This window comes from Sphingorhabdus buctiana, from assembly GCF_042680825.1.
GTDB lineage: Bacteria > Pseudomonadota > Alphaproteobacteria > Sphingomonadales > Sphingomonadaceae > Sphingorhabdus_B > Sphingorhabdus_B buctiana.
In genome coordinates, this window is sequence record NZ_JBHUEL010000003.1 from 332,648 (window position 1) to 354,425 (window position 21,778).

18 protein-coding genes are annotated in these 21,778 nt (G+C 59.4%); 14 read left to right on the forward strand and 4 right to left on the reverse strand.

Going from position 1 to position 21,778, the window contains the following annotated elements; all coding sequences use genetic code 11:
• Nucleotides 1-75 precede the first annotated feature (75 nt).
• Together ACFSAG_RS04675 and ACFSAG_RS04680 are read left to right on the forward strand one after the other, a co-directional pair.
• Entirely contained in the window at nt 76-996 is a 921-nt protein-coding gene (locus tag ACFSAG_RS04675) for an alpha/beta hydrolase (protein ID WP_381511827.1), read from the forward strand.
• A gap of 91 nt (nt 997-1,087) precedes the next feature.
• Complete coding sequence (locus ACFSAG_RS04680) at nt 1,088-2,731, forward strand: methyl-accepting chemotaxis protein (RefSeq protein WP_381511830.1); 1,644 nt, start codon at nt 1,088-1,090, stop codon at nt 2,729-2,731.
• A gap of 2 nt (nt 2,732-2,733) precedes the next feature.
• Here ACFSAG_RS04680 and ACFSAG_RS04685 read toward each other — a convergent pair whose 3' ends face one another.
• Nucleotides 2,734-4,185 carry a hypothetical protein gene (locus tag ACFSAG_RS04685; protein WP_381511833.1) on the reverse strand — a complete coding sequence of 484 codons (1,452 nt, stop codon included), beginning with the start codon at nt 4,183-4,185 and terminating at the stop codon, nt 2,734-2,736.
• A gap of 136 nt (nt 4,186-4,321) precedes the next feature.
• On the opposite strand from ACFSAG_RS04685, the gene ACFSAG_RS04690 reads away from it, so the two are divergent.
• The 12 genes from ACFSAG_RS04690 to ACFSAG_RS04745 all read left to right on the forward strand — a co-directional run bounded on the left by ACFSAG_RS04690 (nt 4,322) and on the right by ACFSAG_RS04745 (nt 18,172).
• A complete protein-coding gene (locus ACFSAG_RS04690) occupies nt 4,322-5,326 on the forward strand; it encodes a D-alanine--D-alanine ligase family protein (protein ID WP_381511836.1) in 1,005 nt (334 codons plus the stop codon).
• A gap of 91 nt (nt 5,327-5,417) precedes the next feature.
• Nucleotides 5,418-6,197, forward strand: a complete 780-nt coding sequence (locus ACFSAG_RS04695; RefSeq protein WP_374611837.1) for a succinate dehydrogenase iron-sulfur subunit — start codon at nt 5,418-5,420, stop codon at nt 6,195-6,197.
• Nucleotides 6,198-6,207: 10 nt separating this feature from the next.
• Nucleotides 6,208-6,705, forward strand: coding sequence for a PaaI family thioesterase (locus ACFSAG_RS04700; RefSeq protein WP_381511839.1), 498 nt, complete (start codon nt 6,208-6,210; stop codon nt 6,703-6,705).
• On the forward strand, nt 6,702-7,814 hold the full coding sequence (zapE, locus tag ACFSAG_RS04705) for a cell division protein ZapE (protein ID WP_381511842.1): 1,113 nt from the start codon (nt 6,702-6,704) through the stop codon (nt 7,812-7,814). Before ACFSAG_RS04700 ends, zapE begins: the two co-directional genes overlap by 4 nt.
• A 22-nt stretch (nt 7,815-7,836) precedes the next feature.
• Nucleotides 7,837-9,225 carry a M20/M25/M40 family metallo-hydrolase gene (locus ACFSAG_RS04710; RefSeq protein WP_381511845.1) on the forward strand — a complete coding sequence of 463 codons (1,389 nt, stop codon included), beginning with the start codon at nt 7,837-7,839 and terminating at the stop codon, nt 9,223-9,225.
• A gap of 168 nt (nt 9,226-9,393) precedes the next feature.
• The gene (mdh, locus tag ACFSAG_RS04715) at nt 9,394-10,356 is read left to right on the forward strand and encodes a malate dehydrogenase (protein WP_374611845.1); all 963 of its coding nucleotides are present in this window, start codon (nt 9,394-9,396) and stop codon (nt 10,354-10,356) included.
• Between the two features lie 101 nt (nt 10,357-10,457).
• A complete protein-coding gene (sucD, locus tag ACFSAG_RS04720) occupies nt 10,458-11,342 on the forward strand; it encodes a succinate--CoA ligase subunit alpha (protein WP_381511849.1) in 885 nt (294 codons plus the stop codon).
• A gap of 44 nt (nt 11,343-11,386) precedes the next feature.
• Entirely contained in the window at nt 11,387-14,197 is a 2,811-nt protein-coding gene (locus tag ACFSAG_RS04725) for a 2-oxoglutarate dehydrogenase E1 component (RefSeq protein WP_381511852.1), read from the forward strand.
• A 23-nt stretch (nt 14,198-14,220) separates the two neighbouring features.
• Nucleotides 14,221-15,450 (forward strand): 2-oxoglutarate dehydrogenase complex dihydrolipoyllysine-residue succinyltransferase, encoded by a 1,230-nt coding sequence (gene odhB / locus ACFSAG_RS04730; protein WP_381511855.1) that lies wholly within the window; start codon nt 14,221-14,223, stop codon nt 15,448-15,450.
• Between the two features lie 10 nt (nt 15,451-15,460).
• A complete protein-coding gene (gene lpdA / locus ACFSAG_RS04735; protein WP_381511858.1) occupies nt 15,461-16,855 on the forward strand; it encodes a dihydrolipoyl dehydrogenase in 1,395 nt (464 codons plus the stop codon).
• Nucleotides 16,855-17,481 carry a trimeric intracellular cation channel family protein gene (locus ACFSAG_RS04740; protein ID WP_381511860.1) on the forward strand — a complete coding sequence of 209 codons (627 nt, stop codon included), beginning with the start codon at nt 16,855-16,857 and terminating at the stop codon, nt 17,479-17,481. The genes lpdA and ACFSAG_RS04740 overlap by 1 nt, the downstream gene beginning before the upstream one ends.
• 4 nt (nt 17,482-17,485) lie before the next feature.
• Nucleotides 17,486-18,172, forward strand: a complete 687-nt coding sequence (locus ACFSAG_RS04745; RefSeq protein WP_381511862.1) for a PepSY domain-containing protein — start codon at nt 17,486-17,488, stop codon at nt 18,170-18,172.
• A gap of 256 nt (nt 18,173-18,428) precedes the next feature.
• Here the strand turns inward: ACFSAG_RS04745 and ACFSAG_RS04750 are convergent, their stop codons facing one another.
• The 3 genes from ACFSAG_RS04750 to pabB form a co-directional block, all read right to left on the reverse strand.
• A complete protein-coding gene (locus ACFSAG_RS04750) occupies nt 18,429-18,599 on the reverse strand; it encodes a hypothetical protein (RefSeq protein WP_374611858.1) in 171 nt (56 codons plus the stop codon).
• A gap of 109 nt (nt 18,600-18,708) precedes the next feature.
• Complete coding sequence (locus ACFSAG_RS04755; protein WP_374612143.1) at nt 18,709-19,911, reverse strand: pyridoxal phosphate-dependent aminotransferase; 1,203 nt, start codon at nt 19,909-19,911, stop codon at nt 18,709-18,711.
• 70 nt (nt 19,912-19,981) lie between these two features.
• Complete coding sequence (pabB, locus tag ACFSAG_RS04760; RefSeq protein WP_381511867.1) at nt 19,982-21,751, reverse strand: aminodeoxychorismate synthase component I; 1,770 nt, start codon at nt 21,749-21,751, stop codon at nt 19,982-19,984.
• Nucleotides 21,752-21,778: the final 27 nt, after the last annotated feature.

Sequence of the window (21,778 nt, forward strand, 5' to 3'; positions counted from 1 at the left end):
TCCAAACCGGAATTTGCAAAAGGGCGGCCCACGGGTCGCCCTTTTCTTTTGCGCGGCATCGGGTATCGCTTCGCCATGATGAAGACCTTTCTTTTGGTGGCCTGCCTGTTGATCGCGGTAGCCGGAATCTGGTTCTATCGGTTGGCGGGCCCTGCACAGTTGGAACTGGCAGACCGCTGGTGGCCCGGCCATGGCGATGCAACCGGTCCGATCCTGCGCGGGCTGGCCTATGGAGATCCGTCAGGCACGCAGCAGCGCTATGACATATATTTCCCGGCTGGCGCGTCGGCGGACGAGGCGGCCCATTGCGGCACCACCAAATATCCGGCGCTGCTATTCTTCCATGGTGGCTCTTGGCGTGATGGTGACCGGGAAAGCTATGCCTTTGTTGGCCGGGCATTCGCGGCACGCGGCTTCATCACCTTCATCGCCGATTATCGCAAGGCGCCTGCGCACCGCTTCCCCGACTTCATCGACGATGCTGCTGCAGCCATCGCCAGCGCCCGACGCGAACTTGGCAAGCGTGACTGCGCCGATCCGGATCGGCTGTTCGTCATGGGCCACAGTGCGGGTGCGCACATCACCATGCTTGCAGCGCTTGATCCGAAATGGCTGGGAGCGCACGGACTGGACTCATCTGCCATTGCGGGAATCATCGGCCTGGCCGGCCCCTATGATTTCTACCCCTTTACCAGCGATGCCGCGCGCGACGCACTGGGCCACTGGCCGAAGCCCGAAGAGACACAACCGATACATTTCGCCAATGGCAATGCCCCGCCGATGCTGCTGCTCACAGGCGACGCCGATACCACCGTCAAACCGCGCAACAGCAAGGTGTTGGCGAAGAGAATTGCCGAAAGCAAAGGCTCCGCCCACACCGAATTCTATCCCGGAGTGACGCACAGCGGGATCATTATGGCGATTGCGCGTCCGTTTCGCGGCAAGGCTCCTGTGATCGATGATATCCTCGCCTTTACTGCGCAGCAGGCCAGATAGCAGTTGCGAAGAATGAACGCGGCGAACGCATAGTTAATATTTCCTTCGGAAGTTTGTGCCAACGCCGACCCGTAACGTTGCGGGATCCAGGATGGATAAGTTCGGCAAGTATCGCGATCTGTTCGCCATCATCACCGATTTCGGCGATGAGTTGGAGATGCTGCGCCGTGGAGAAAGTGGCGAAAATCGCGGAATTTTGCTGGCACAGCTAAAGGCGGCGTCGGCCTCCAATGTCGCCATCATGCTGACAGCATTGCTGTTTTACGCCGCGACCACTGCCTTGCTCGCGACACTGACTATTCCCTATTTCTCGATTGTCGGCTTGCCCTTTGTCTTGCTGTCGCAGTCGCTGATATTGCGGCAACATCTGGCGTTGCAAAACTATGATGTGGATGCGGACGACAATGGCGTAGTCCTTAATAAATTGCGGAACCGGTTTGTCGAATATGTCGCGATCGGGGCTGTGGCATGGGCTGCGCTGATATGCGATCTTTGGTCGGTGCATGGCGATATCAACCATGTACTCGCCGGAGCGACGGCATTCGGCTTAGTCGGAGTCGGCGCGCTAACCTTCCTCTGCCTTCCCCGTTCGATGCTCGCCTGGCTGATCATCGTTACAGCTGGTGGCGTTGCAGGCCCGCTCCTTTCCGACGAGCAACTGCCCTGGTATTTTTATACAGCGATAGCGATTTACGGCTTTGCCCTGCACCGCATCGCGATGCGCCAATGGCGATCGTTCATGCAATCAATCGACGATGCCCACGCCTTTGCGCACGCCCGCGCTGACTTTTACGAACAGGAACGCGAACGTCGCGACGAAATCGAGGCTGAACGCAAGCGCGCCGAGCAGGCAGAAACCGAAGCCCGCGTCAAAGCCGACCGCCAAAGACAGGCAGAGATGGAGCAACTGGCCGCGGAGTTCGAACGGTCGGTGTTGCTGACGGTCGATGCCATCCATTCTGCAATCGGGTCAGTCGGTGAATCAGCGGGGCAACTTGCCTCTATCGGTGTGCAAACCCGCAACCGGGCCGATGCAATGGCGATCATGGCGGAGAATATGAGCAACGCGATCCAGATGGTTGCAGGGGCCGCCCGCCAGCTTGGCGATGCATCACAAGCCATTTCCGAGCAAGTGGGCGAGCAGGTAGATGCAGCCAATGCCGCCACGGACAGCAGCCGGGCAAGCAGCGCGGCGATCGAGAAACTGGCACAAGATGCCAACAAAGTTGGCGAGATTGCAGCCATCATCGAGGACGTTGCCAGTCGGACCAACCTCCTCGCGCTCAACGCCACGATCGAAGCGGCGCGGGCGGGCGAAGCGGGGCGCGGCTTTGCGGTCGTCGCCCAAGAGGTCAAATCGCTCGCGGGCCAGACGCACCAGGCCATTGCTTCGGTATCGGGCACCGTCAACGATATCCGTACCCAGATGTCATCAACCGCCGAAAAGGTTGATTCCGTGGTCGAACGGATCGACCATGTGCACCTCGGCGCTGGCAATATCGCCGCTGCGATATCGCAGCAACAGGCAGCGACGCGCGAGATTGGCGACAATGCGGAACATGCCGCCCGCGATGCAGAAGAGGTCCGCACGCAAAGCCGCGAAGTGAACCAGGATGCGCTGCGCGTCGGCGAGGTCGCGGACGAGATGCATCAGGTTATGCGGGAAATGGAATCGCGTGCGCAAAGCCTGCGCGAGGCAAGCGCCGCGTTCCTCGAACGGTTGCGCGTAGCCTGAATTCAGCCGAGCCGCGGTTCGAGCGCCGCGGCGATCCGGTCCATGGCGCTTTGCAGCCACTCCGCCATTTCTGCATCGCCAACACCGTCGAGCCGAACGACCTGCGGCATCGAAAGCCCTACCCGCAACGTCGCCCCCCAGCGCCCGTCAGCCAGCTTGACGCACCGCACCGGTTGGCCAAGCCGCACACCATCTGCGGTCATCGCCTTGTGGATCGCAACCGCTGCGTCAAAATCGAGCGTACGGCTGACCGCACCCGCACCGTCATGGCACAGGTCGAGCGTCACTAGCGTTTGCATCTCGATTGGATGCTCCTGCTCTTCCGCCGCGTCCTCGGCGGGGGCCGCCGCCACCTTGCGCGCGCGCAACTGATCAGCCAGCCGACCTGCAGCTTGGTTGAAGGCAGAAACGACACGCGTGACGCGTTCGATGCTGAGTTGCTGGAAACGCTCCAGTTCGAAAAGTGATGCGGAAAGACGCAACGCAAGGCCAGCATTGCCGCTGTCGGGCAGGGCATCGGCACCAGCCCAGCCGACCGGAACTTCGGCCCGACGGAATACGCTCTCCATACCTGCCGCGAGTGGGGCGGTTGAAGCAACCATCCCGGAAGGCAGCAATGCAAAACCGCTGAACGGCGGGCCGCCCATGAATTTTGATCCGGTGAGGAACACAATGATCCCGCGCGCCAGATAATCGTGGATCGCCTGCGTGGTGATCCGCGCCTGGCAGGCATCAACGACAAATGCCACATCGTCTCCGAACCTGGATCGCAAGCGATCGATATCGTCGAGATGCGGCAAGACCAGCCCGGTCTTGGAGCCATGGACAACATGCACCAGCGGATAGCGGCCAGCCGCAAGCGCGTCGGCAATTGCCGTTTCCATCTGCCCGGTCAGGCTTTCGCTATCAAACGCCTCGCCTTCGGGGTTGCGCACAGGGAAATCGCCCATCTCGATGGGCGGCAAACCTTTAATGTCCTGACCCGGCTTAACATTGGCGACGAGCGCGGTTTCGTTGGCGAAATACCGCCCAGCCGCGCTGTGGATACAGCCCGAGCCGACTTCATCCGCGCCGAGCAGCAGATTGGCAATGCCGTTCGGCTTGCGCCCCGCAACGGCAAGCAGTGCGACATATTCAAGGTCCGTTCCCGAAGGCGCGAAGAATATGTCGGTGCCGGTTGGCAGACGATAGGCAGCCGAGACCCGGCTGCGCAAGACATCAAGATAGGCGGCATAATCTTCGCCCGATTCCAGCTTTGCTGCCCCACTTGCAAACTCGTTTTCGAGGAACGCCATCGCATCGGCGCTGAGATCGTTCGCGGTCGATGATGCAAAGGCGAGCACGTCGCGTGGATAGGGTGCGCTGTGATAGCGGTTCAGGCCGCTCTGGGGATCGAGCACGATGCGCGCGTCGCCGCCTCTGGTCATCCAGTCGGCCAGTTCGGAAATTTTCATAAGCGCGTAACCGGCCCTTTGTTTCCCTAGATGGCTGGGGCCTATAGCCGCCAAGCCACAATTAGGAAATTGCGAAATTCAGCAAAGCGATTATGAGCGGCGGAAATCAGCGGCAAAGCCGCCCAAGGATATGATCATGACCGAGCCTACCCGCCTTACCGACGAAGCCCGCAAGAAATTGCGCATCCTGTTCATCGCCAAGCATGCGCTGGGCGATGGCAGCCTGCACGGCACCGATGGCAACCATTCGCCCTATCATTATGAAATGAAGACGATCCTTGCCGGGCTGTTCGAGAAATTGAGCGTGGCGAACAAATATGAATCGCTCTTCACCGATCCGGGCGTCGATTTTGTCTGGCCGATGCTCAACCGCGGCGGTTTCTTCAATTCGGAGATGCTTTGCCCGCTGCTGTGCGAACGATTGGGTGTCCCATATCTCGGCGCCAACCCGATCCTGCGCGGCCTGGCTGACGACAAGCATCTGACCAAGCTGGAAGGCAAGGCGCGCGGCGTCCCGACGTGCGACTGGGCTGTCTATCGCGCAGGCGCGCCGGTGGAGGAAGCCCGCTGCCCCAAGGGCAGCCGTTTCGTGATCAAGCCCAATAACAGCTCGGCGAGCTGGGGAATCGGCGATGCGACCGATTGGCAGGGCGTCAAGGAAGCGGTGCTGCGCATCCATGCCGAAGGCCATGACGCGATTGTCGAACCGTTCATGAATGGCAGCGATGTCGAAGTGCCAGTCATCACCAAGGATGGCGCACCATTCGTAATGCCGCCGATGCTGTTCAAACAGGCCGATCCGTCGCACCTGCGCACCCATGCTGAAAAGCGCGATCTGGTTGCGCGCGAGCACAAATACACGCTGGTGCCTTTCGAGGGCGATGAAGCCTGGGAAAAGATCAAGGCGATGACGCTGACGCTGGCAGAGATTTTCCGCCCGTTTGATTTCGGTCGCTTTGAATTTCGCTTCAATGAAGAAACCGGCGAGATCAACCTGCTCGAGGTCAACCTGCAGTGCAACCTGTGGTCGGAGAAAGTCTATGGCCGTTCAGCAGTGCTGATGGGCTGGAAACAGGAAGACCTGATCGAGACCATCATCGCCGAAAGCCTGATCCGCCACGGATTGATGCCTAGGATATAAACCTGCATTCAACTGCGCAGTTAAAAATTGCATTTGCTTGGGGGTGCCCGCTTGGTTAGGGCGTTCACAGATTCAGTATCGGGATAGAGACATGGCCGAATTCACTTTGCCGAAGAACAGCAAGGTCCAGAAGGGCAAGACCCACGCCGCGACCAGCAATGGCACCGCGCGCAAGTTCAAGGTCTATCGTTATGACCCCGACAGCGGCGAGAATCCGCGTTATGACACTTTCGAGGTCGATACCGACAATTGCGGCCCGATGGTGCTCGACGCACTCATCAAGATGAAGTCCGAGCAGGATTCGACTTTGACCTTCCGTCGTTCGTGCCGCGAAGGCATTTGCGGTTCGTGCGCGATGAACATGAACGGCAAGAATGGCCTTGCCTGCACCACCGCGATCGAAGACTGCAAGGGCGAAGTCACCATCACCCCGCTGCCGCATATGGAAGTGGTCAAGGACCTAGTGCCAGACCTTTCGCACTTCTACGCGCAATATGCGTCGATAAAGCCCTGGCTGCAGACCGTCACCCCGACGCCGTCGGGCAAGGAACGCCTGCAAAGCCCCGAAGACCGTGCAAAACTCGACGGCCTGTATGAGTGCATCCTATGCGCTTGCTGCTCGACCAGCTGCCCGTCTTACTGGTGGAACAGCGACAAATTCCTTGGCCCGGCAATTCTGTTGCAGGCGTATCGCTGGCTCGCCGACAGCCGCGACGAGATGACCGGTGAGCGCCTCGACGACCTTGAAGATCCGTTCCGTCTCTATCGCTGCCACACCATCATGAACTGCGCCAATGCCTGCCCGAAGGGTCTGAGCCCGGCCAAGGCAATTGCCGAAACCAAGAAGATGATGGCGGAGCGCCAGATTTGAACGCCAAATCATGAACGATGGCATAGAGGAACCAAAGCGCGCCGAACATTTTGATGCCGAGGCATTGGATGGCGGTTGGCTGAGCTGGAACCTCAACGACCAAACCCGGTTCAACGCCTTCATCGAGCCGCTATCGGTGCGGCTTGAAGCACCGTTGCCCGATGGACGGCCGCGCGCGCGAATCCGCATGCACCCGACACGGAAGCACACCAACCTCGGCAACAATGTTCATGGCGCAGTGACGTTGGCTTTGATCGACGTCGCCTTGTTTGCCGCTTCGCACCAATTTGGTTCGCTCAACGCCGGATTCTCGGTGACGCTCGATCTGGGTACCCAATTTATCGGTGGTGGGCGCGTTGATGAACCGCTCGATGCAGTTGTCGAGCAAGTGCGCGAAACTGGCCGGCTGATTTTCCTGCGCGGCATGGTGGTGCAGGGGCCGAACGATGAACATATCGTCGCTTCTTTCTCGGGAACGATCCGCAAGGCATCCCAAGACAAGAAATGACCGGATTGCTCGCTGCCTATGACGCGCTGGTTGCTGCAGGCGAGCTGAAACCGGATCCGGACCAGGCGCGTGCTGCGGCCAAGCTGGCAGAAATCCAGCAACAACTCGAAAATGTTCCGACCAGCATCAATCCATTGAAGCGTTTGCTCGGCAAAAAACCCGAGCCTGTGCGCGGGCTCTATCTGTGGGGCGGGGTGGGTCGCGGCAAATCGATGTTGATGGACCTGTTTTTCGACAATGTCCGGTTCGACAGCAAACGCCGCGCGCATTTCCATGAGTTCATGCTCGATATCCATGCGCGGCTGAAGGTGGAGCGCGAAAAAGAAAAGGGCGATCCAATTCCGCCAGTCGTTGCGGCATTGGCGGCCGAGGCGCGCTTGCTGTGTTTCGACGAGATGGTGGTCAACAACATGGCCGATGCGGCTATCATGTCGCGGCTGTTTGTCGGGCTGTTCGATGCGGGCGTTACCGTAATCACCACATCGAACCGGCATCCAAATGATCTGTACAAGGATGGCCTCAACCGCCAGCTTTTTCTGCCTTTCATCGATTTGGTGAAGGTGCGGCTTGACGTCATGGCGCTCGATGGGCCGACCGATTATCGCCGTGACCGGCTTGGCCATGCCCGCACCTGGCTGGTGCCCAATGGCCCCGAAGCGACCAAAGAATTGTCAGAGACCTTCTTCCACCTGACCGACTATCCGCCCGAAGACCGGGCGCATGTGCCATCGGCAGAAATCGATGTTGGTACCGGGCGCACGATGCATGTCCCCAAGGCGCTGAAAGGTGTTGCGGTCTTCTCATTCAAACGCTTGTGCGCGGAAGCGCGCGGCGCCGCAGACTATCTGGCAATCGCCCGGCGATTCCACACCGTCATCATCGTCGGCATCCCAGTGCTCGGGCCGCACAACCGCAACGAGGCCGCACGTTTCGTGACGCTGATCGATGCGCTTTACGAATATAAGGTCAAACTGATCGCTGCCGCCGACGCTGCGCCTGATGAGCTATATCCGCAGGGCGATGGCCGGTTCGAATTTGAACGCACCGTATCCCGATTGATGGAAATGCAGTCAGAGGAATATCTGGCCGAAGGGCACGGTGCGCGTTAGGTTGCTGCAAAGGGAGAAAAGGATGATGAAGACCTTATCGGCAATTGGCGCAGCCTTGCTGGCCTGTGTTTCGAGCCAGGCACTTGGAGCAGAGACATCCAACCGGCAGTCAGAGCGCGACTTGTTCGCCAAGATCGTCGAAATTCCAACGGTCAAAGGCCGCACGACCGAGTTCAAGAAACTGACCGGGCTGTTGACCGCCGAATTCCGCAAGGTCGGAATTACCAATGTGGTGGTCAAGGACCATGACGGCACACAGACTTTGATCGCGCGCTGGCCCGCTTCCAAACCCAGCGGGAAGAAACCGATCCTGCTGATGGCGCATATGGATGTGGTTGAGGCCAAGGAGAGCGATTGGAAGTTTCCGCCTTTCCAGTTTCGTGAAGAGAATGGCTATTATCTCGGGCGCGGATCGAACGACAACAAAGCGGCGCTCACCGGCATCCTGATCGCCCTGCAATATCTGCGTGCAGAGGGATTTGCCCCCAGCCGCGACATCATCGTGCTGTACACCGGCGATGAAGAAACCAGCGGCGACGGTGCCCGGCGGGCAGCAACCGAGTGGCGTTCACTTATCGATGCCGAATATGCGCTCAACGGCGATGCAGGCGGCGGATCGGTTTACAAGGATGGCAGGCCCGATGTCTTTGCGATGCAGATCGCCGAGAAAACCTATGCCGATTACAAGCTGACGGCGATCAATCGCGGCGGGCACAGCAGTGCGCCCCGGCCGGACAACGCCATTTACGCCTTGGCGAATGCAATTACGGCACTGGAACACCACCGCTTTCCGCCGATGATCAACGATGCCACCCGCGCGGGTTATGAGCAAATCGCCAAACGCGATGGCGGACAGTTCGGCGAACTGGTGAAACGCTTCCTCGCCGATCCCAATGACCGGGAATCCGCCGACCTGCTCGAACAGTTTGATCCGGGCTACACCCGCACCCGCTGCGTTGCGACGATGCTGTCTGGCGGGCACGCGCCCAATGCATTGCCGCAAAAGGCCGAAGCCAATGTCAATTGCCGGATTTTCCCGGGTGTTTCGATAGAATCGGTACGCCAGCAGTTGCAGGACCTTTCGGGCCCAAACGTCTCCGTCACCGTGGTTCCCGGATCACCGACTCCTGAAACCTCTCCATCGCCGATGCGCGAGGACATATTGGAAGCCTATAAGGCGGCAGTCGCGACACGGTTCAAGGATACGCCTGTGATTCCGTTCCAGTCGGCGGGTGCAACCGATGGCGCCTTCCTGCGCGCAAACGGCATTCCGGTTTATGGCTTTAGCGGCCTGTGGGGCATAGTAGGAGAACCGGAGGGTGCACATGGGCTCAACGAACGGGTATATGCCGATGGGTTTCATGGCCAAATACCGATCTGGATGGACATGCTCAAGCGCTTGGCGGGCTAATATTCCCGCCACTAATGCTATTGCGAACTGTTATCACAAAAAGCCTTAACTATGGACTTTTATAGGGTTGCCGTAGGGTTCGAATCGGCCTAACGCGCCCCTAATTCCCTTAACGGCACGTTCCGTGCGGATGGCGCGTGCCTCAGGCCCAAAGGAAGGACACAGGTAATGGCCCGCAAGAAGATTGCGCTCATTGGCGCAGGCAATATCGGCGGCACGCTCGCCCACCTCGCAGCTCAAAAGGAATTGGGCGATATCGTCCTGTTCGACGTTGTCGAAGGCGTGCCACAGGGCAAAGCGCTCGACCTTTCGCAGTGCGGCCCGGTTGAAGGCTTTGATGCCAAAATCACCGGTTCGAACGATTACAAGGATATTGCCGGGGCCGATGTGATCATCGTCACCGCCGGTGTCGCCCGCAAGCCGGGCATGAGCCGCGACGATCTTCTCGGTATCAACCTCAAGGTGATGAAGGCTGTCGGCGAAGGCATTGCTGCCAACGCGCCGAACGCATTTGTCATCTGCATCACCAACCCGCTCGACGCGATGGTGTGGGCGCTGCGCGAATTCTCCGGCCTTCCGCACAACATGGTTGTCGGCATGGCGGGCGTTCTCGACTCTGCCCGCTTCAGCCACTTCATCGCCGATGAATTCGACGTGTCGGTGCGCGATGTGAACACCTTCGTCCTTGGCGGCCATGGCGACACGATGGTCCCTGTCGTGCGTTATTCGACGGTCAACGGCATTCCGGTGCCCGACCTCGTCAAGATGGGCCTTTCGACCCAGGAAAAGATCGACGCGATCGTCAAGCGCACCCGTGGTGGTGGTGGCGAAATCGTCGCGCTGCTCGGCACCGGCTCAGCCTTCTACGCGCCCGCAGCCAGCGGCATCGCAATGGCCGAAGCCTATCTTTCCAACCAGAAGCGCATTCTGCCCTGCGCCGCTTATGTTGATGGCCAATATGGCGTCGATGGCCTGTATGTCGGCGTCCCCGTGCTGATCGGTGCCGGCGGCGTTGAAAAGGTGATCGAAATCGAACTCGACGAAGCCGACAAGGCTGGCTTGCAGGTCTCGGTCGATGCGGTCAAGGAACTGCTGGACGCGTGCAAGGCACTGGATCCGTCGCTGAAATAAGAGGTGCGTTGCCGGTGCAAACCGGCAACTGCCATATGGCGCAGATATTTTAGGTTTGTCGGGAGCGGTTGGGATCGCCCTGTCGATTTGGAGGAATTTGAATGTCGATTTTGGTGAACAAGAACACGAAGGTCATCACCCAGGGCATGACCGGCGATACCGGTACCTTCCACACCCAGGCAGCGCTTGCCTATGGCACGCAGATGGTTGGCGGCGTTACCCCCGGCAAGGGCGGCACGACGCATATCGACCTGCCGGTGTTCGATACAGTGGCCGAGGCCGTGCACGTCACTGGCGCAGATGCCAGCGTTATCTATGTTCCGCCGCCATTCGCAGCTGACTCGATCCTTGAAGCCATCGATGCCGAAGTTCCGCTGATCGTCTGCATCACCGAAGGCATTCCGGTGCTCGACATGGTCAAGGTGAAGCGCGCACTTTCGGGCAGCAAATCGCGCCTGATCGGGCCCAACTGCCCCGGCGTCCTCACCCCCAATGAATGCAAGATCGGCATCATGCCGGGCAACATCTTCTCCAAGGGTTCGGTCGGCGTTGTCTCGCGTTCGGGCACGCTGACATATGAAGCCGTGTTCCAGACCACCAATGAAGGCCTTGGCCAGACCACTGCGGTCGGCATTGGTGGTGACCCGGTCAATGGCACCAACTTCATCGACGTGCTTGAGCTGTTCCTGGCGGACGAAGATACCAAGTCGATCATCATGATCGGCGAAATTGGTGGCGATGCAGAAGAGCAGGCCGCACAGTTCCTGATCGACGAAGCCAAGCGCGGACGCAAGAAACCGATGGCCGGCTTCATCGCCGGACGCACCGCACCTCCGGGCCGCCGCATGGGCCATGCCGGCGCGATCGTTTCGGGCGGCAAGGGTGATGCGGAATCGAAGATTGCAGCGATGGAAGCTGCAGGCATCCGCGTTGCCGCATCACCGAGCGAACTTGGCACCACGCTCGTCGAGGCGCTGAAAGGCTAAGAAAAGGGACGGCATTTTCCTCCTCCCCGGGAAAGGCAAGACCAATGGGTTTTGAAAATCATGAGTTTGAAGCGGAGCGCGGCCCCAGCTGGCAGCGCCCCAACTGGCGCTTTGGTGAAACCGACGAGCTGACCGGCGCACTCGACCCCACACAGATGGCGGTCGAGATCAAGGCGGCGGCAAAGGCAGCTGGCAAGCCGATGGCGCAGGGCGATGCGGTTGCAGCCGCGGGCGATTCGATCCGCGCGATGATGCTGGTGCGCACCTATCGTGTGCGCGGGCATCTGGCCGCCAATCTCGATCCGCTCGGTCTTTCCAAGCAGGACATCCCGGCCGACCTTGACCCGGCCTATCATGGTTTCACCGACGCCGACCTCGACCGTCAGGTCTATGTCGGCGGCACATTGGGCTTTGAATGGGTCAGTGTGCGCGAACTGGTTGCCACGCTGCGCGCAAATTACTGTGGCCCCGTTGGCCTCGAATATATGCACATCGCCGATGTAGAGGAACGGCGCTTCCTGCAGGAGCGGATGGAGGGCAGGGACGCCGCGATTTCGTTCACGCCCGAAGGCAAGAAGGCCATCCTCGCCAAGGTGATCGAGGCCGAGCAATACGAGAAGTTCCTCGCCAAGAAATATGTCGGCACCAAGCGTTTCGGCCTTGATGGTGGCGAGGCGATGATCCCCGCGCTCGAAGCAATCATCAAATATGGCGGCCATTTGGGCGTTCGCGAAATCGTCTATGGCATGCCGCATCGCGGTCGCCTCAACGTGCTCGCCAATGTGATGGCCAAGCCCTATCGCATCATCTTCCACGAATTTTCGGGCGGCTCTGCCAACCCCGAAGATGTCGGCGGGTCGGGCGATGTGAAATACCATCTCGGCACTTCAACCGACCGCGAGTTTGACGGCGTGAAGGTCCACATGTCGCTGGTTCCCAACCCGTCACACCTCGAAGCGGTGAACCCGGTGGTGCTCGGCAAGGTCCGCGCAAACCAGACGATCCGCGACGATCTTGGCAAGCACGAACAGGTGCTTCCGGTGCTGCTCCATGGCGATGCCGCCTTTGCCGGCCAGGGCATAGTCTGGGAATGCCTCGGCTTTTCGGGCATCCGCGGATACAATACCGGCGGCTGCATCCACTTCATCGTCAACAACCAGGTCGGTTTCACCACCAGCCCGCAATTTGCACGCTCCTCGCCCTATCCGAGCGATGTGGCGAAGGGCGTCCAGGCACCGATCTTCCACGTCAATGGCGACGATCCCGAAGCGGTGACCTTTGCCTGCAAGATGGCGATCGAGTTCCGCCAACGCTTCCACCGCGACATCGTGATCGACATGTGGTGCTATCGCCGCTTTGGCCACAATGAAGGCGACGAGCCCGGCTTCACCCAGCCGTTGATGTACAAGGTGATCAAGGGCAAGCCGGGCGTGAGCGAAGTCTATGCGCAGCGGCTGGTGCAGGAAGGCGTGATCGACGCCAACTGGGCCGCCGAACATGCCATGCGATTCACCCAGATCCTAGAGCAGGAGTTTGAGGCTGGCCAGACCTACAAGGCCAATGATGCCGATTGGTTTGGCGGTCGCTGGGCTGGTTTCAACAAGCCTGCCGATCCCGAAACGTCCCGCCGCAACGTGCCGACGGGCATCGCCAAGAAACTGATGGACGGCCTTGGCCGCATCCTGACGACGGTTCCCGAAGGCCATGCGCTGCACCCGACACTCGGCCGCGTGATCGATGCCAAGAAGAACATGTTCACCAGCGGTGAAAATTTCGACTGGGCAACCGGCGAAGCTCTCGCATTCGGTTCACTGTTGTCGGAAGGCTTTGGCGTCCGCCTATCAGGGCAGGATTCGGGTCGCGGTACCTTCAGCCAGCGCCATGCTGTCTGGGTGGACCAGACCAACGAGAACAAATATGTGCCGCTATCGACCGTGCCGCATGGCCGGTTCGAGGTATATGACAGCCCGCTCTCCGAGTTCGGCGTGCTCGGCTATGAATATGGCTTTGCCGGCGCCGATCCGAAAACATTGGTGATGTGGGAAGGCCAGTTTGGCGACTTCGTCAACGGCGCGCAGACCATCATCGACCAGTTCATCGCGAGCGGCGAATCCAAATGGCTGCGCGCCAACGGCCTTGTGATGCTGTTGCCGCATGGTTTCGAAGGGCAGGGACCCGAGCATAGTTCGGCGCGGCTTGAGCGCTTCCTGCAACTGTGCGCCGAAGACAATATCCAGGTCGCAAACTGCACGACCCCGGCCAATTTCTTCCACTTGCTGCGTCGCCAGATGCACCGCACCTTCCGCAAACCGCTTATCGTCATGACGCCAAAATCGCTTTTGCGTCACAAAATGGCGGTTTCGAAAGCCGAGGATTTCCTTGGCGAAAGCCACTTCATGCGCATCCTTTCGGACCCATGGGCTCCGGCAGACAAGGATGTAAAGCGCCTCGTTCTCTGCTCAGGCAAGGTTGCCTATGACCTGATGGAAGCACGCAACGCGGCAGGTGACAAGAATACCGCGATCGTCCGGCTTGAGCAGCTTTACCCCTTCCCGGGTGAACCGCTGGTCGTCCGCCTGAAGCGTATGGTGAACCTCGAAGAAGTCGTCTGGGCGCAAGAAGAGCCGCAGAATAACGGCGCTTGGTTCTTTGTCGAACCGCTGATCGAGGAGTGTCTTGCGCAAGCCAAGGTCGGCCCTGCGCGTGCACGCTATGCCGGCCGCAAGGCCAGCGCTTCGCCCGCAACCGGTCTGATGAAACGGCACCAGGCGGAGCAGGCAGCGTTGATCGCCCATGCCCTGAGCCATGGGGTGCGCGACGAAATCCGCCGCCAGCGCACCACAAAAAAGAAATAATCTCCCCCCAAAGGAGCGATGATATGAGCACCGAAGTCAAAGTCCCCACATTGGGCGAGTCGATCACCGAAGCGACGCTGGGCCAGTGGCTGAAAAAGCCGGGTGAAGCGGTTGCGGCTGACGAGCCGATTGCCAGCCTTGAAACAGACAAAGTTGCGGTTGAGGTCCCGGCCCCTGCCGCCGGCGTGATGGGCGCGCTGCTCGTCAACGAGGGCGATACTGTCAATGTGGGCGCCGTGATTGCGATGATTGAGGCGGGTTCGGGCACGACCGTTGCCGCTCCTGTTGCTGCACCGACTCCTGCCGCAGCGCCCGCACCTGTAGCGTCCACGGTTGAAGCCACGCACGCTGCCTCGGCAGACCTGACGCTTTCTCCGGCAGTCCGCCGCCTGGTGCTTGAGCTCGGAATCGATCCGACCAAGGTCAAGGGAAGCGGCAAGGATGGCCGTCTGACCAAGGAAGATGTGCTCGCCGCTGCCAAGGGCGGTGCGCCGGCGGCACCCGCCACCGCTCCTGCTGCTTCACCCGCACCTGCAGCAGCCGCAACTGGCGAACGTCGCGAAGAGCGGGTCAAGATGACGCGCCTGCGCCAGACCATAGCCAAGCGTTTGAAGGATGCGCAGAACACCGCGGCGTTGCTGACAACTTTCAACGATGTCGACATGTCGGCGGTGATGGAAGCGCGCAACCGCTACAAAGACAGCTTTGAAAAGAAGCATGGCGTGAAGCTCGGCTTCATGAGCTTCTTCGCAAAGGCCGCGTGCCTCGCTCTCAAGGATTTCCCGGCGGTCAACGCCCAGATCCAGGGCGATGAAATCATCTACCATGACTATGTCGACCTGTCGGTCGCGGTCTCGGCGCCCAATGGCCTTGTCGTTCCCGTTGTCCGCAATGTCGAACAGATGGGTTTTGCCGATATCGAAAAGGCAATTGGCGATCTGGGCAAGCGCGCCAAGGACGGCGCCCTCACCATGGAAGACATGGCGGGTGGTACCTTCACCATTTCGAATGGCGGCATTTTCGGTGGCCTGATGTCGACCCCGATCATCAACCCGCCGCAGTCAGCCGTGCTCGGCCTGCACCGCATCGAGGATCGCCCGGTCGTGCGCGATGGCCAGATCGTCATCCGTCCGATGATGTATCTCGCACTCAGCTATGACCATCGCATCATCGATGGCCGCGAAGCAGTGACCGCGCTGAAGACGATCAAGGAAGCGATCGAAGATCCCACCCGTTTGCTGATCGACCTGTAAGGAACAGACCATGGCAGATTTTGACCTGATCGTTATCGGTGCCGGCCCCGGCGGCTATGTTGCCGCGATCCGCGCAGCGCAGCTGGGCCTCAAGACCGCATGCGTCGAAAGCCGCGAAACGCTGGGTGGTACCTGCCTCAATGTCGGCTGCATCCCGTCCAAGGCGATGCTCCACGCATCCGAGCTGTACAGCGAAGCCGCCAGTGGCGCGCTCGCCAAACTCGGCGTCAAAATCGACAAGATAAGCCTCGACCTAGACACCATGCACGCCCAACGCCGCGATGCAGTGAAGGGGCTTACCGGTGGCATCGAGTTCCTGTTCAAAAAGAACAAGGTCGAATGGATCAAGGGCCATGCGGCCTTCACCTCAGCCAACGCCATTGAGGTCGCGGGCAAGAGCTATACGGCCGACAATTTCATCATCGCCACGGGTTCGTCCGTCACACCCCTGCCGGGTGTGGAAGTCGATAATGCCAAGGGCATTGTCGTCGATTCGACGGGCGCGCTGGAGCTGCCCAAGGTGCCGGACCATCTGGTCGTGATCGGCGGCGGGGTGATCGGTCTTGAACTAGGCTCGGTCTGGCGCCGTCTGGGGGCGAAGGTGACGGTGGTCGAATATCTCGACCAGATCCTGCCCGGCATGGATGGCGATGTTCGTAAGGAAGCGAACAAGATCTTCAAGAAGCAGGGTTTCGAATTCAAGCTTTCGACCAAGGTTACCGGTGTACAGGTGAAGGGCAAGAAAGCCATCTTGACTGTCGAACCCGCTGCTGGCGGTGCTGCCGAAACCATCGAAGCCGATTGCGTGTTGGTATCGATCGGGCGCAAGCCGAACACCGACGGCCTCGCACTCGACAAGGCGGGCCTTTCGGTCAACGCGCGCGAACAGATCGATATCGACCATGATTTCCGTACCTCGGTTCCCGGAATCTGGGCGGTTGGCGATGTTGTCCCCGGCCCGATGCTCGCCCACAAGGCGGAAGATGAAGGCATTGCCTGCGCGGAAAATGTCGCGGGCCTGACCGGTATCATCAACCATGACGTCATCCCTTCGGTGGTTTACACATGGCCCGAAATCGCCGGCGTTGGCCTGACCGAAGAAGCCGCCAAGGCGAAAGGCGAGGTCAAGGTTGGCAAATTCCCGATGCTCGCCAACAGCCGCGCCAAAACCAACCATGAGCCAGATGGTTTCGTAAAGGTCATCTCCGATGCTGCGACCGACCGCGTGCTCGGCGTGTGGTGCATTGCCAGCGTTGCCGGCACGATGATCGCGCAGGCCGCACAGGCGATGGAATTTGGCGCGACCTCTGAAGACATTGCCTATACCTGCCATGCGCACCCGACCCATTCGGAAGCGCTGAAGGAAGCGGCGATGGCGGTTCAAGGCAAACCGATCCACATGTAATGGAAGACGGCGTCGCCCAGATCGCCCCGGCGCTGATCGCCGCGCTCGACCTGTTTGGCATTGCCGTTTTTGCTGCGTCAGGTGCACTTGCTGCCGCCCGGTTGAAACAGACACTCGTTACTTTCGCCTTTTTCGCGCTGCTCACCGGCGTTGGTGGAGGGACTGTCCGCGACCTGTTGATTGGTGCGCCGGTTTTCTGGGTTCAGGATTGGCGCTTTCCGGCCACTTGCCTTGCGACTGCGCTGCTTGTCTGGGTTGCCCCTGTTCGCATCTGGAGCCCGCGTGCACTCGACTGGTTCGATGCCGTCGGCCTCGCCGTCTATTCGGTATTCGGTGCCTGGAAATCATTGAGCCTGGGAATCGACCTGTTGCCCGCAATGATGATGGGTGTGATTACCGCCTGTGTCGGCGGCGTGATCCGCGACATGCTCGCTGGCGTTCCTTCGATCATCCTTCGGCCTGAACTATATGTCACAGCATCGGCGTTGGCATCCGGCCTGTTTGTTGCGCTGATGGGATTTGGTACGCCCTTGGCCGCCGCAGCTTTGGTGAGCGTGATCGCTGGCTTTGGCCTGCGCGCCGCTGCTATCGCCAAAGGGTTGGCAATCCCGGCCTATAAAGGGTGACTCGATGAAATATCCCACACTCTATAAATGGCATGTCTGGCTGGGATGGCTGATTGGCGTACCGCTGATCATCTGGACGCTTTCGGGGCTGTTCATGGTCATCAGCCCGATTGAGGATGTTCGTGGTGAGCATTTGCGCACCGAACCCGCAGCGATCACGCCAGTGCAGCCAGTCGCGCCATTGCTTGAAGGGCGGGCAGTTGAGAAGCTGAGCCTTGAACAGCGTTCAACCGGCCCGGTCTGGATCATCCGTTACAAGGATGGGGGTGAACGGCGCGCCGACCCCGCAACGGGTCGTTTGCTGCCAAACCCTGGTGCGGCAGAAATCCGCGCATTGGCCGAAAGCTATTATAGCGGGAAATCACCAATCAGTTCGATCCGCCTCTATCCCGCCGAGCGCGAGCCATTGGAACTGCGCCGCGGCCGCCCGGCATGGCAAGTCGCCCTTGCCGATGACACCAATCTTTATCTCGACGCCGAAAGCGGTTCCTTGCTAGCCGTCCGCACGCCGCAGTGGCGGGTGTTCGATTTCATGTGGGGGCTGCATATCATGGACCTGCAAACGAGGGAGGATACGAGTCATCCGATCCTGATCGGATTTGCCGCGCTATCTTTGCTAAGCCTGCTAATGGCGTTCTGGCTGCTGATTGCCCGGCAAAAGCGCAAGAGCGCTTCCCGCGCACCTAGATAAACAAACGCCCGCGCCGGATTTTCTGGTCGCGGGCGAAGCAGCAACAAGGTTCGGGTCGCAGAAGCCTTATTGCATGGGGACTATGGAAGCAGACTGGTCCACCCCCCAGATCCAACGACTCGGATTTTATCGTCTTCAGACTTATCCACAAAGTAAAACCCGCACATCATGCAGCGCTGGCGCGCCATGCTTCAGGATTCAAAGGATATTATCTGGCTAAATTTCGTTAACGCCGAAGCGTGCAAAGGGTTGCAAATTAACGATTAAGCTCGATCGCCTGCGACTCGATGACCAAGGCCTTGGCCTCCTGCCGTTCGGTTTCAGCACTTGCAGGGCGCACCAAAGCAATACCCGCAATACCCAGCGCGAAGCCCCCAGCTAGGCTGAGGAACAATTCGGAACGGAAAAAGTTTATCAGTCGGGTCATTGCGAAACTTTGGTTCGAGTCGAAAATCTGGCGCCGCCGCTAGAGCAGCGCCGATACAATCTCAACCATGCAAGTGGTTAAGCAGGTCTTAACAACCTGCTGTTTGCGGTCAAACGAGTGCTGCGCACGCCGACTGGATTCGTGTGCACGCTTCGCGCAGCACTTCAGCCGAAGTTGCGTAGCTGATGCGGAAGCCCGGCGAGAGACCGAAGGCCGCGCCATGCACCGCCGCAACATTCCAATCTTCGAGGAAATAGTCGATCAGGTCGGCATCGGTTTCGATCTTCTTACCCTTCGGCGTCGTCTTACCCATCACGCCGCTGGCATCGGGATAAACATAGAAAGCGCCTTCGGGCGTCGGGCAGTTCAGCCCCGGCGCATCGTTGAGCATCGAAACGACAAGATCACGTCGTTCCTTGAACTTGGCGTTGCGTTCCTTCAGGAAATCCTGCGGGCCGTTGAGCGCAGCCGCAACCGCATATTGGCTGATCGAGCAGGGGTTGCTGGTCGATTGCGATTGCAGATCGCCCATGGCCTTGATCAGCCATTCGGGGCCACCGGCATAGCCGATACGCCAGCCGGTCATGGCATAGGCCTTGGACGCGCCATTCATGGTGAGCGTGCGGTCGTACAATTCCGGGCAGACCTGCAGCATCGTCGCAAAGGGCTGCTGCGCATACCAGATATGCTCATACATATCGTCGGTCAGCAGCATGACATGCGGATGCTTGAGCAAGACTTCGCCCAGTGCCTGAAGCTCGAGCGCAGTATAAGCGGCACCGGTCGGGTTCGACGGCGAGTTCAGGATCAGCCAGCGGGTCTTGGGCGTGATCGCAGCGTCAAGTTGCGCGGGGGTGATCTTGTACCCCTGATCGGCACCTGCCAGCAACACGACCGGCGTACCGCCTGCAAACTGGACGATGTCGGGGTAGCTCACCCAATAAGGTGCCGGGATGATAACCTCATCCCCATGGTCGACAGTGGCGACCAGCGCGTTGAACAAGGTGTGCTTGCCACCCGCATTCACAGTAATCTGCTTGGTGGTGTAGTCGATACCATTGTCCCGCTTGAACTTCGCCTGGATCGCAGCTTTCAACTCGGGGATGCCGTCCACTGCGGTGTATTTGGTCTTGCCCGAACGGATCGCTTCGATCGCCGCGTCCTTGACGAAATCGGGGGTATCGAAATCGGGTTCGCCTGCGGACAGACCAATCACATCCAGCCCGCGCGCTTTCATTTCCAAAACGCGGCCCGACATTGCGAGCGTGGGCGAGGGCGCGATGCGGCCCAGTGCGGCGGAAAGCCTGTCGATCATTTCTTATTCCCGAAGCTGTATAGGACGAAGCAAGATTGCGCGCTTGCCCCTAGAGCCAGCGTGGAAATTACGCAACCCTTCTGGCCGGAATCAGCCCACGCAAACTGTTGCCGAGGAAGAAACCCGCGTCGAGATCGGCTGGAGTCAGATCTGCCTCAATCGCGCGTCCGCTTTCCAGCAGCTCGCGGCGCAGAATTGATGGTAAAAGCCCGCGCGCAAGCGGCGGCGTCCGCAATTGACCATCGCGCTCGACAAATAGGCAAGTGAAGCTGCCTTCAGTGATTTCGCCCTGCTGATTGGTGAATAACACCTCGTCGGCACCAGCCGACTTGCGGGCAGCATCATAAAATGCGCGGTCGGTTGTCTTGTGCCGCAATCGGAAATCGCCGCTGTCAACTGGCAGGGGAACCACCGCGACGCGCCATGCCTTATCCGGCGCAACAGGCAAGGCGCCAATCTCTACCGAGAGGGTTCCGGTACGCGAGGCAAGCAAGCGTATCCGTGCATCCTGTTCCAGATGGAAAGTCGCCGCGTGGAGGCGGTTGCGCGCCTCGTGCCGATCAAATTCAAAACCCAGCGCCTGCGCGCTTGCCTTCATGCGCTCGAGATGCATTTCCAGCCGCAATATGCCCGCGGCTGTTTCAAAGCGCATCGTTTCAATCAGATCAAAATCGCGTCTTTGCACCCGCGCAAATTCCCCCTTGGCCAAGCATTCCGCCCATTCGGTTGCCGCTTCTGAATCCGCAACCACGCCTGAACCAAGCCCCAAGCTTGCCTGCTTGGTCATTTCATTCAAGTGAAATGTTCGAATGGCCACGTTGAACGCCGCATCGCCATTGGGATCGATCCTGCCGAAGGAACCGCAATAGATGCCGCGCGGCGCGGTTTCGAGTTCATCGATGATCTGCATGGCCCGGATTTTGGGCGCACCGGTAATCGAGCCGCAGGGATATATGGCACGCAGCAAATCGATGACATCTTTCCCGTCCGCCAACTCTGCGGTGACGGTCGATGTCATCTGATGCACCGTCGGATAGCTTTCGATATCGAACAGTTGCGGCACCTCGACCGATGCCGGCTTGGCAACGCGCGACAGATCGTTGCGCAGAAGATCGACAATCATCAAATTTTCTGCACGTTGTTTGGGATCGGTGCGCAGTTCATCGGCCAGGCCCGCATCGATGGCTGCGTCAGCATTTCGCAGAGCAGTTCCCTTCATCGGCTTTGCTGTCACACGGCCCGCGCGCAAAGCGAAGAATAGCTCTGGCGAAAAGGAGAGGAACCAATCCTTCCCCGTCCAGATCACGCCGCCATAGCCTGCAGCGGCGCGCGGGCGGATTGCTGCATAAAGCGCCAGCGGATTACCGGCATAGGCAGCGTGCGCCCGGAAAGTCAGGTTGGCCTGGTAGATGTCGCCTGCCTCGATGTAGTTTTCTACCGCCAAAAACGCGCGTTCATACTCTGCGCGTGCTATCGAGGGCCTGACAGGGCCGAACCAGCACCCTTCGGGGTCGGGGAGCAAGTCCGCAACATGGCCTGCCGCGATTTCCTCAAACCCGTCAAAAAGGCCAAACCACAACAGCGGGGTCGGCAATGCATGGTCGGTGAGCTGCGCTGCCAATCGCGGTTCGATGGCGAAGCCGGCTTCATAGGCCATGAAGCCTGCTGCATGCAGGCCGCCGCGTTGCGCATCCGCAACGGCATCAAGTGCCTTTTCAATCTCGCTTTGGTCATTGGCGCAGATGATCTGCCGAGGCTTGCAATATAATCGTGCCGGAGACGCATCGCTGCGCCGGGCATCGTCAAGCAAGACAAAAGGCGCAGAGCAGTCAATCATCGCGCAAGCCTATAGCGGCTTTGGCGT

Excerpts from the sequence above, each read along its gene's own strand:
- sucD (WP_381511849.1), top strand. The coding sequence starts at position 10,458 with ATGTCGATTTTGGTGAACAAGAACACGAAGGTCATCACCCAGGGCATG.
- ACFSAG_RS04725 (WP_381511852.1), top strand. The coding sequence starts at position 11,387 with ATGGGTTTTGAAAATCATGAGTTTGAAGCGGAGCGCGGCCCCAGCTGG.
- ACFSAG_RS04695 (WP_374611837.1), top strand. The coding sequence starts at position 5,418 with ATGGCCGAATTCACTTTGCCGAAGAACAGCAAGGTCCAGAAGGGCAAG.
- ACFSAG_RS04710 (WP_381511845.1), top strand. The coding sequence starts at position 7,837 with ATGATGAAGACCTTATCGGCAATTGGCGCAGCCTTGCTGGCCTGTGTT.
- zapE (WP_381511842.1), top strand. The coding sequence starts at position 6,702 with ATGACCGGATTGCTCGCTGCCTATGACGCGCTGGTTGCTGCAGGCGAG.
- ACFSAG_RS04750 (WP_374611858.1), bottom strand. The coding sequence starts at position 18,599 with ATGACCCGACTGATAAACTTTTTCCGTTCCGAATTGTTCCTCAGCCTA.
- ACFSAG_RS04700 (WP_381511839.1), top strand. The coding sequence starts at position 6,208 with ATGAACGATGGCATAGAGGAACCAAAGCGCGCCGAACATTTTGATGCC.
- pabB (WP_381511867.1), bottom strand. The coding sequence starts at position 21,751 with ATGATTGACTGCTCTGCGCCTTTTGTCTTGCTTGACGATGCCCGGCGC.
- lpdA (WP_381511858.1), top strand. The coding sequence starts at position 15,461 with ATGGCAGATTTTGACCTGATCGTTATCGGTGCCGGCCCCGGCGGCTAT.
- ACFSAG_RS04680 (WP_381511830.1), top strand. The coding sequence starts at position 1,088 with ATGGATAAGTTCGGCAAGTATCGCGATCTGTTCGCCATCATCACCGAT.
- ACFSAG_RS04690 (WP_381511836.1), top strand. The coding sequence starts at position 4,322 with ATGACCGAGCCTACCCGCCTTACCGACGAAGCCCGCAAGAAATTGCGC.
- ACFSAG_RS04675 (WP_381511827.1), top strand. The coding sequence starts at position 76 with ATGATGAAGACCTTTCTTTTGGTGGCCTGCCTGTTGATCGCGGTAGCC.
- ACFSAG_RS04745 (WP_381511862.1), top strand. The coding sequence starts at position 17,486 with ATGAAATATCCCACACTCTATAAATGGCATGTCTGGCTGGGATGGCTG.
- odhB (WP_381511855.1), top strand. The coding sequence starts at position 14,221 with ATGAGCACCGAAGTCAAAGTCCCCACATTGGGCGAGTCGATCACCGAA.
- ACFSAG_RS04685 (WP_381511833.1), bottom strand. The coding sequence starts at position 4,185 with ATGAAAATTTCCGAACTGGCCGACTGGATGACCAGAGGCGGCGACGCG.
- mdh (WP_374611845.1), top strand. The coding sequence starts at position 9,394 with ATGGCCCGCAAGAAGATTGCGCTCATTGGCGCAGGCAATATCGGCGGC.
- ACFSAG_RS04740 (WP_381511860.1), top strand. The coding sequence starts at position 16,855 with ATGGAAGACGGCGTCGCCCAGATCGCCCCGGCGCTGATCGCCGCGCTC.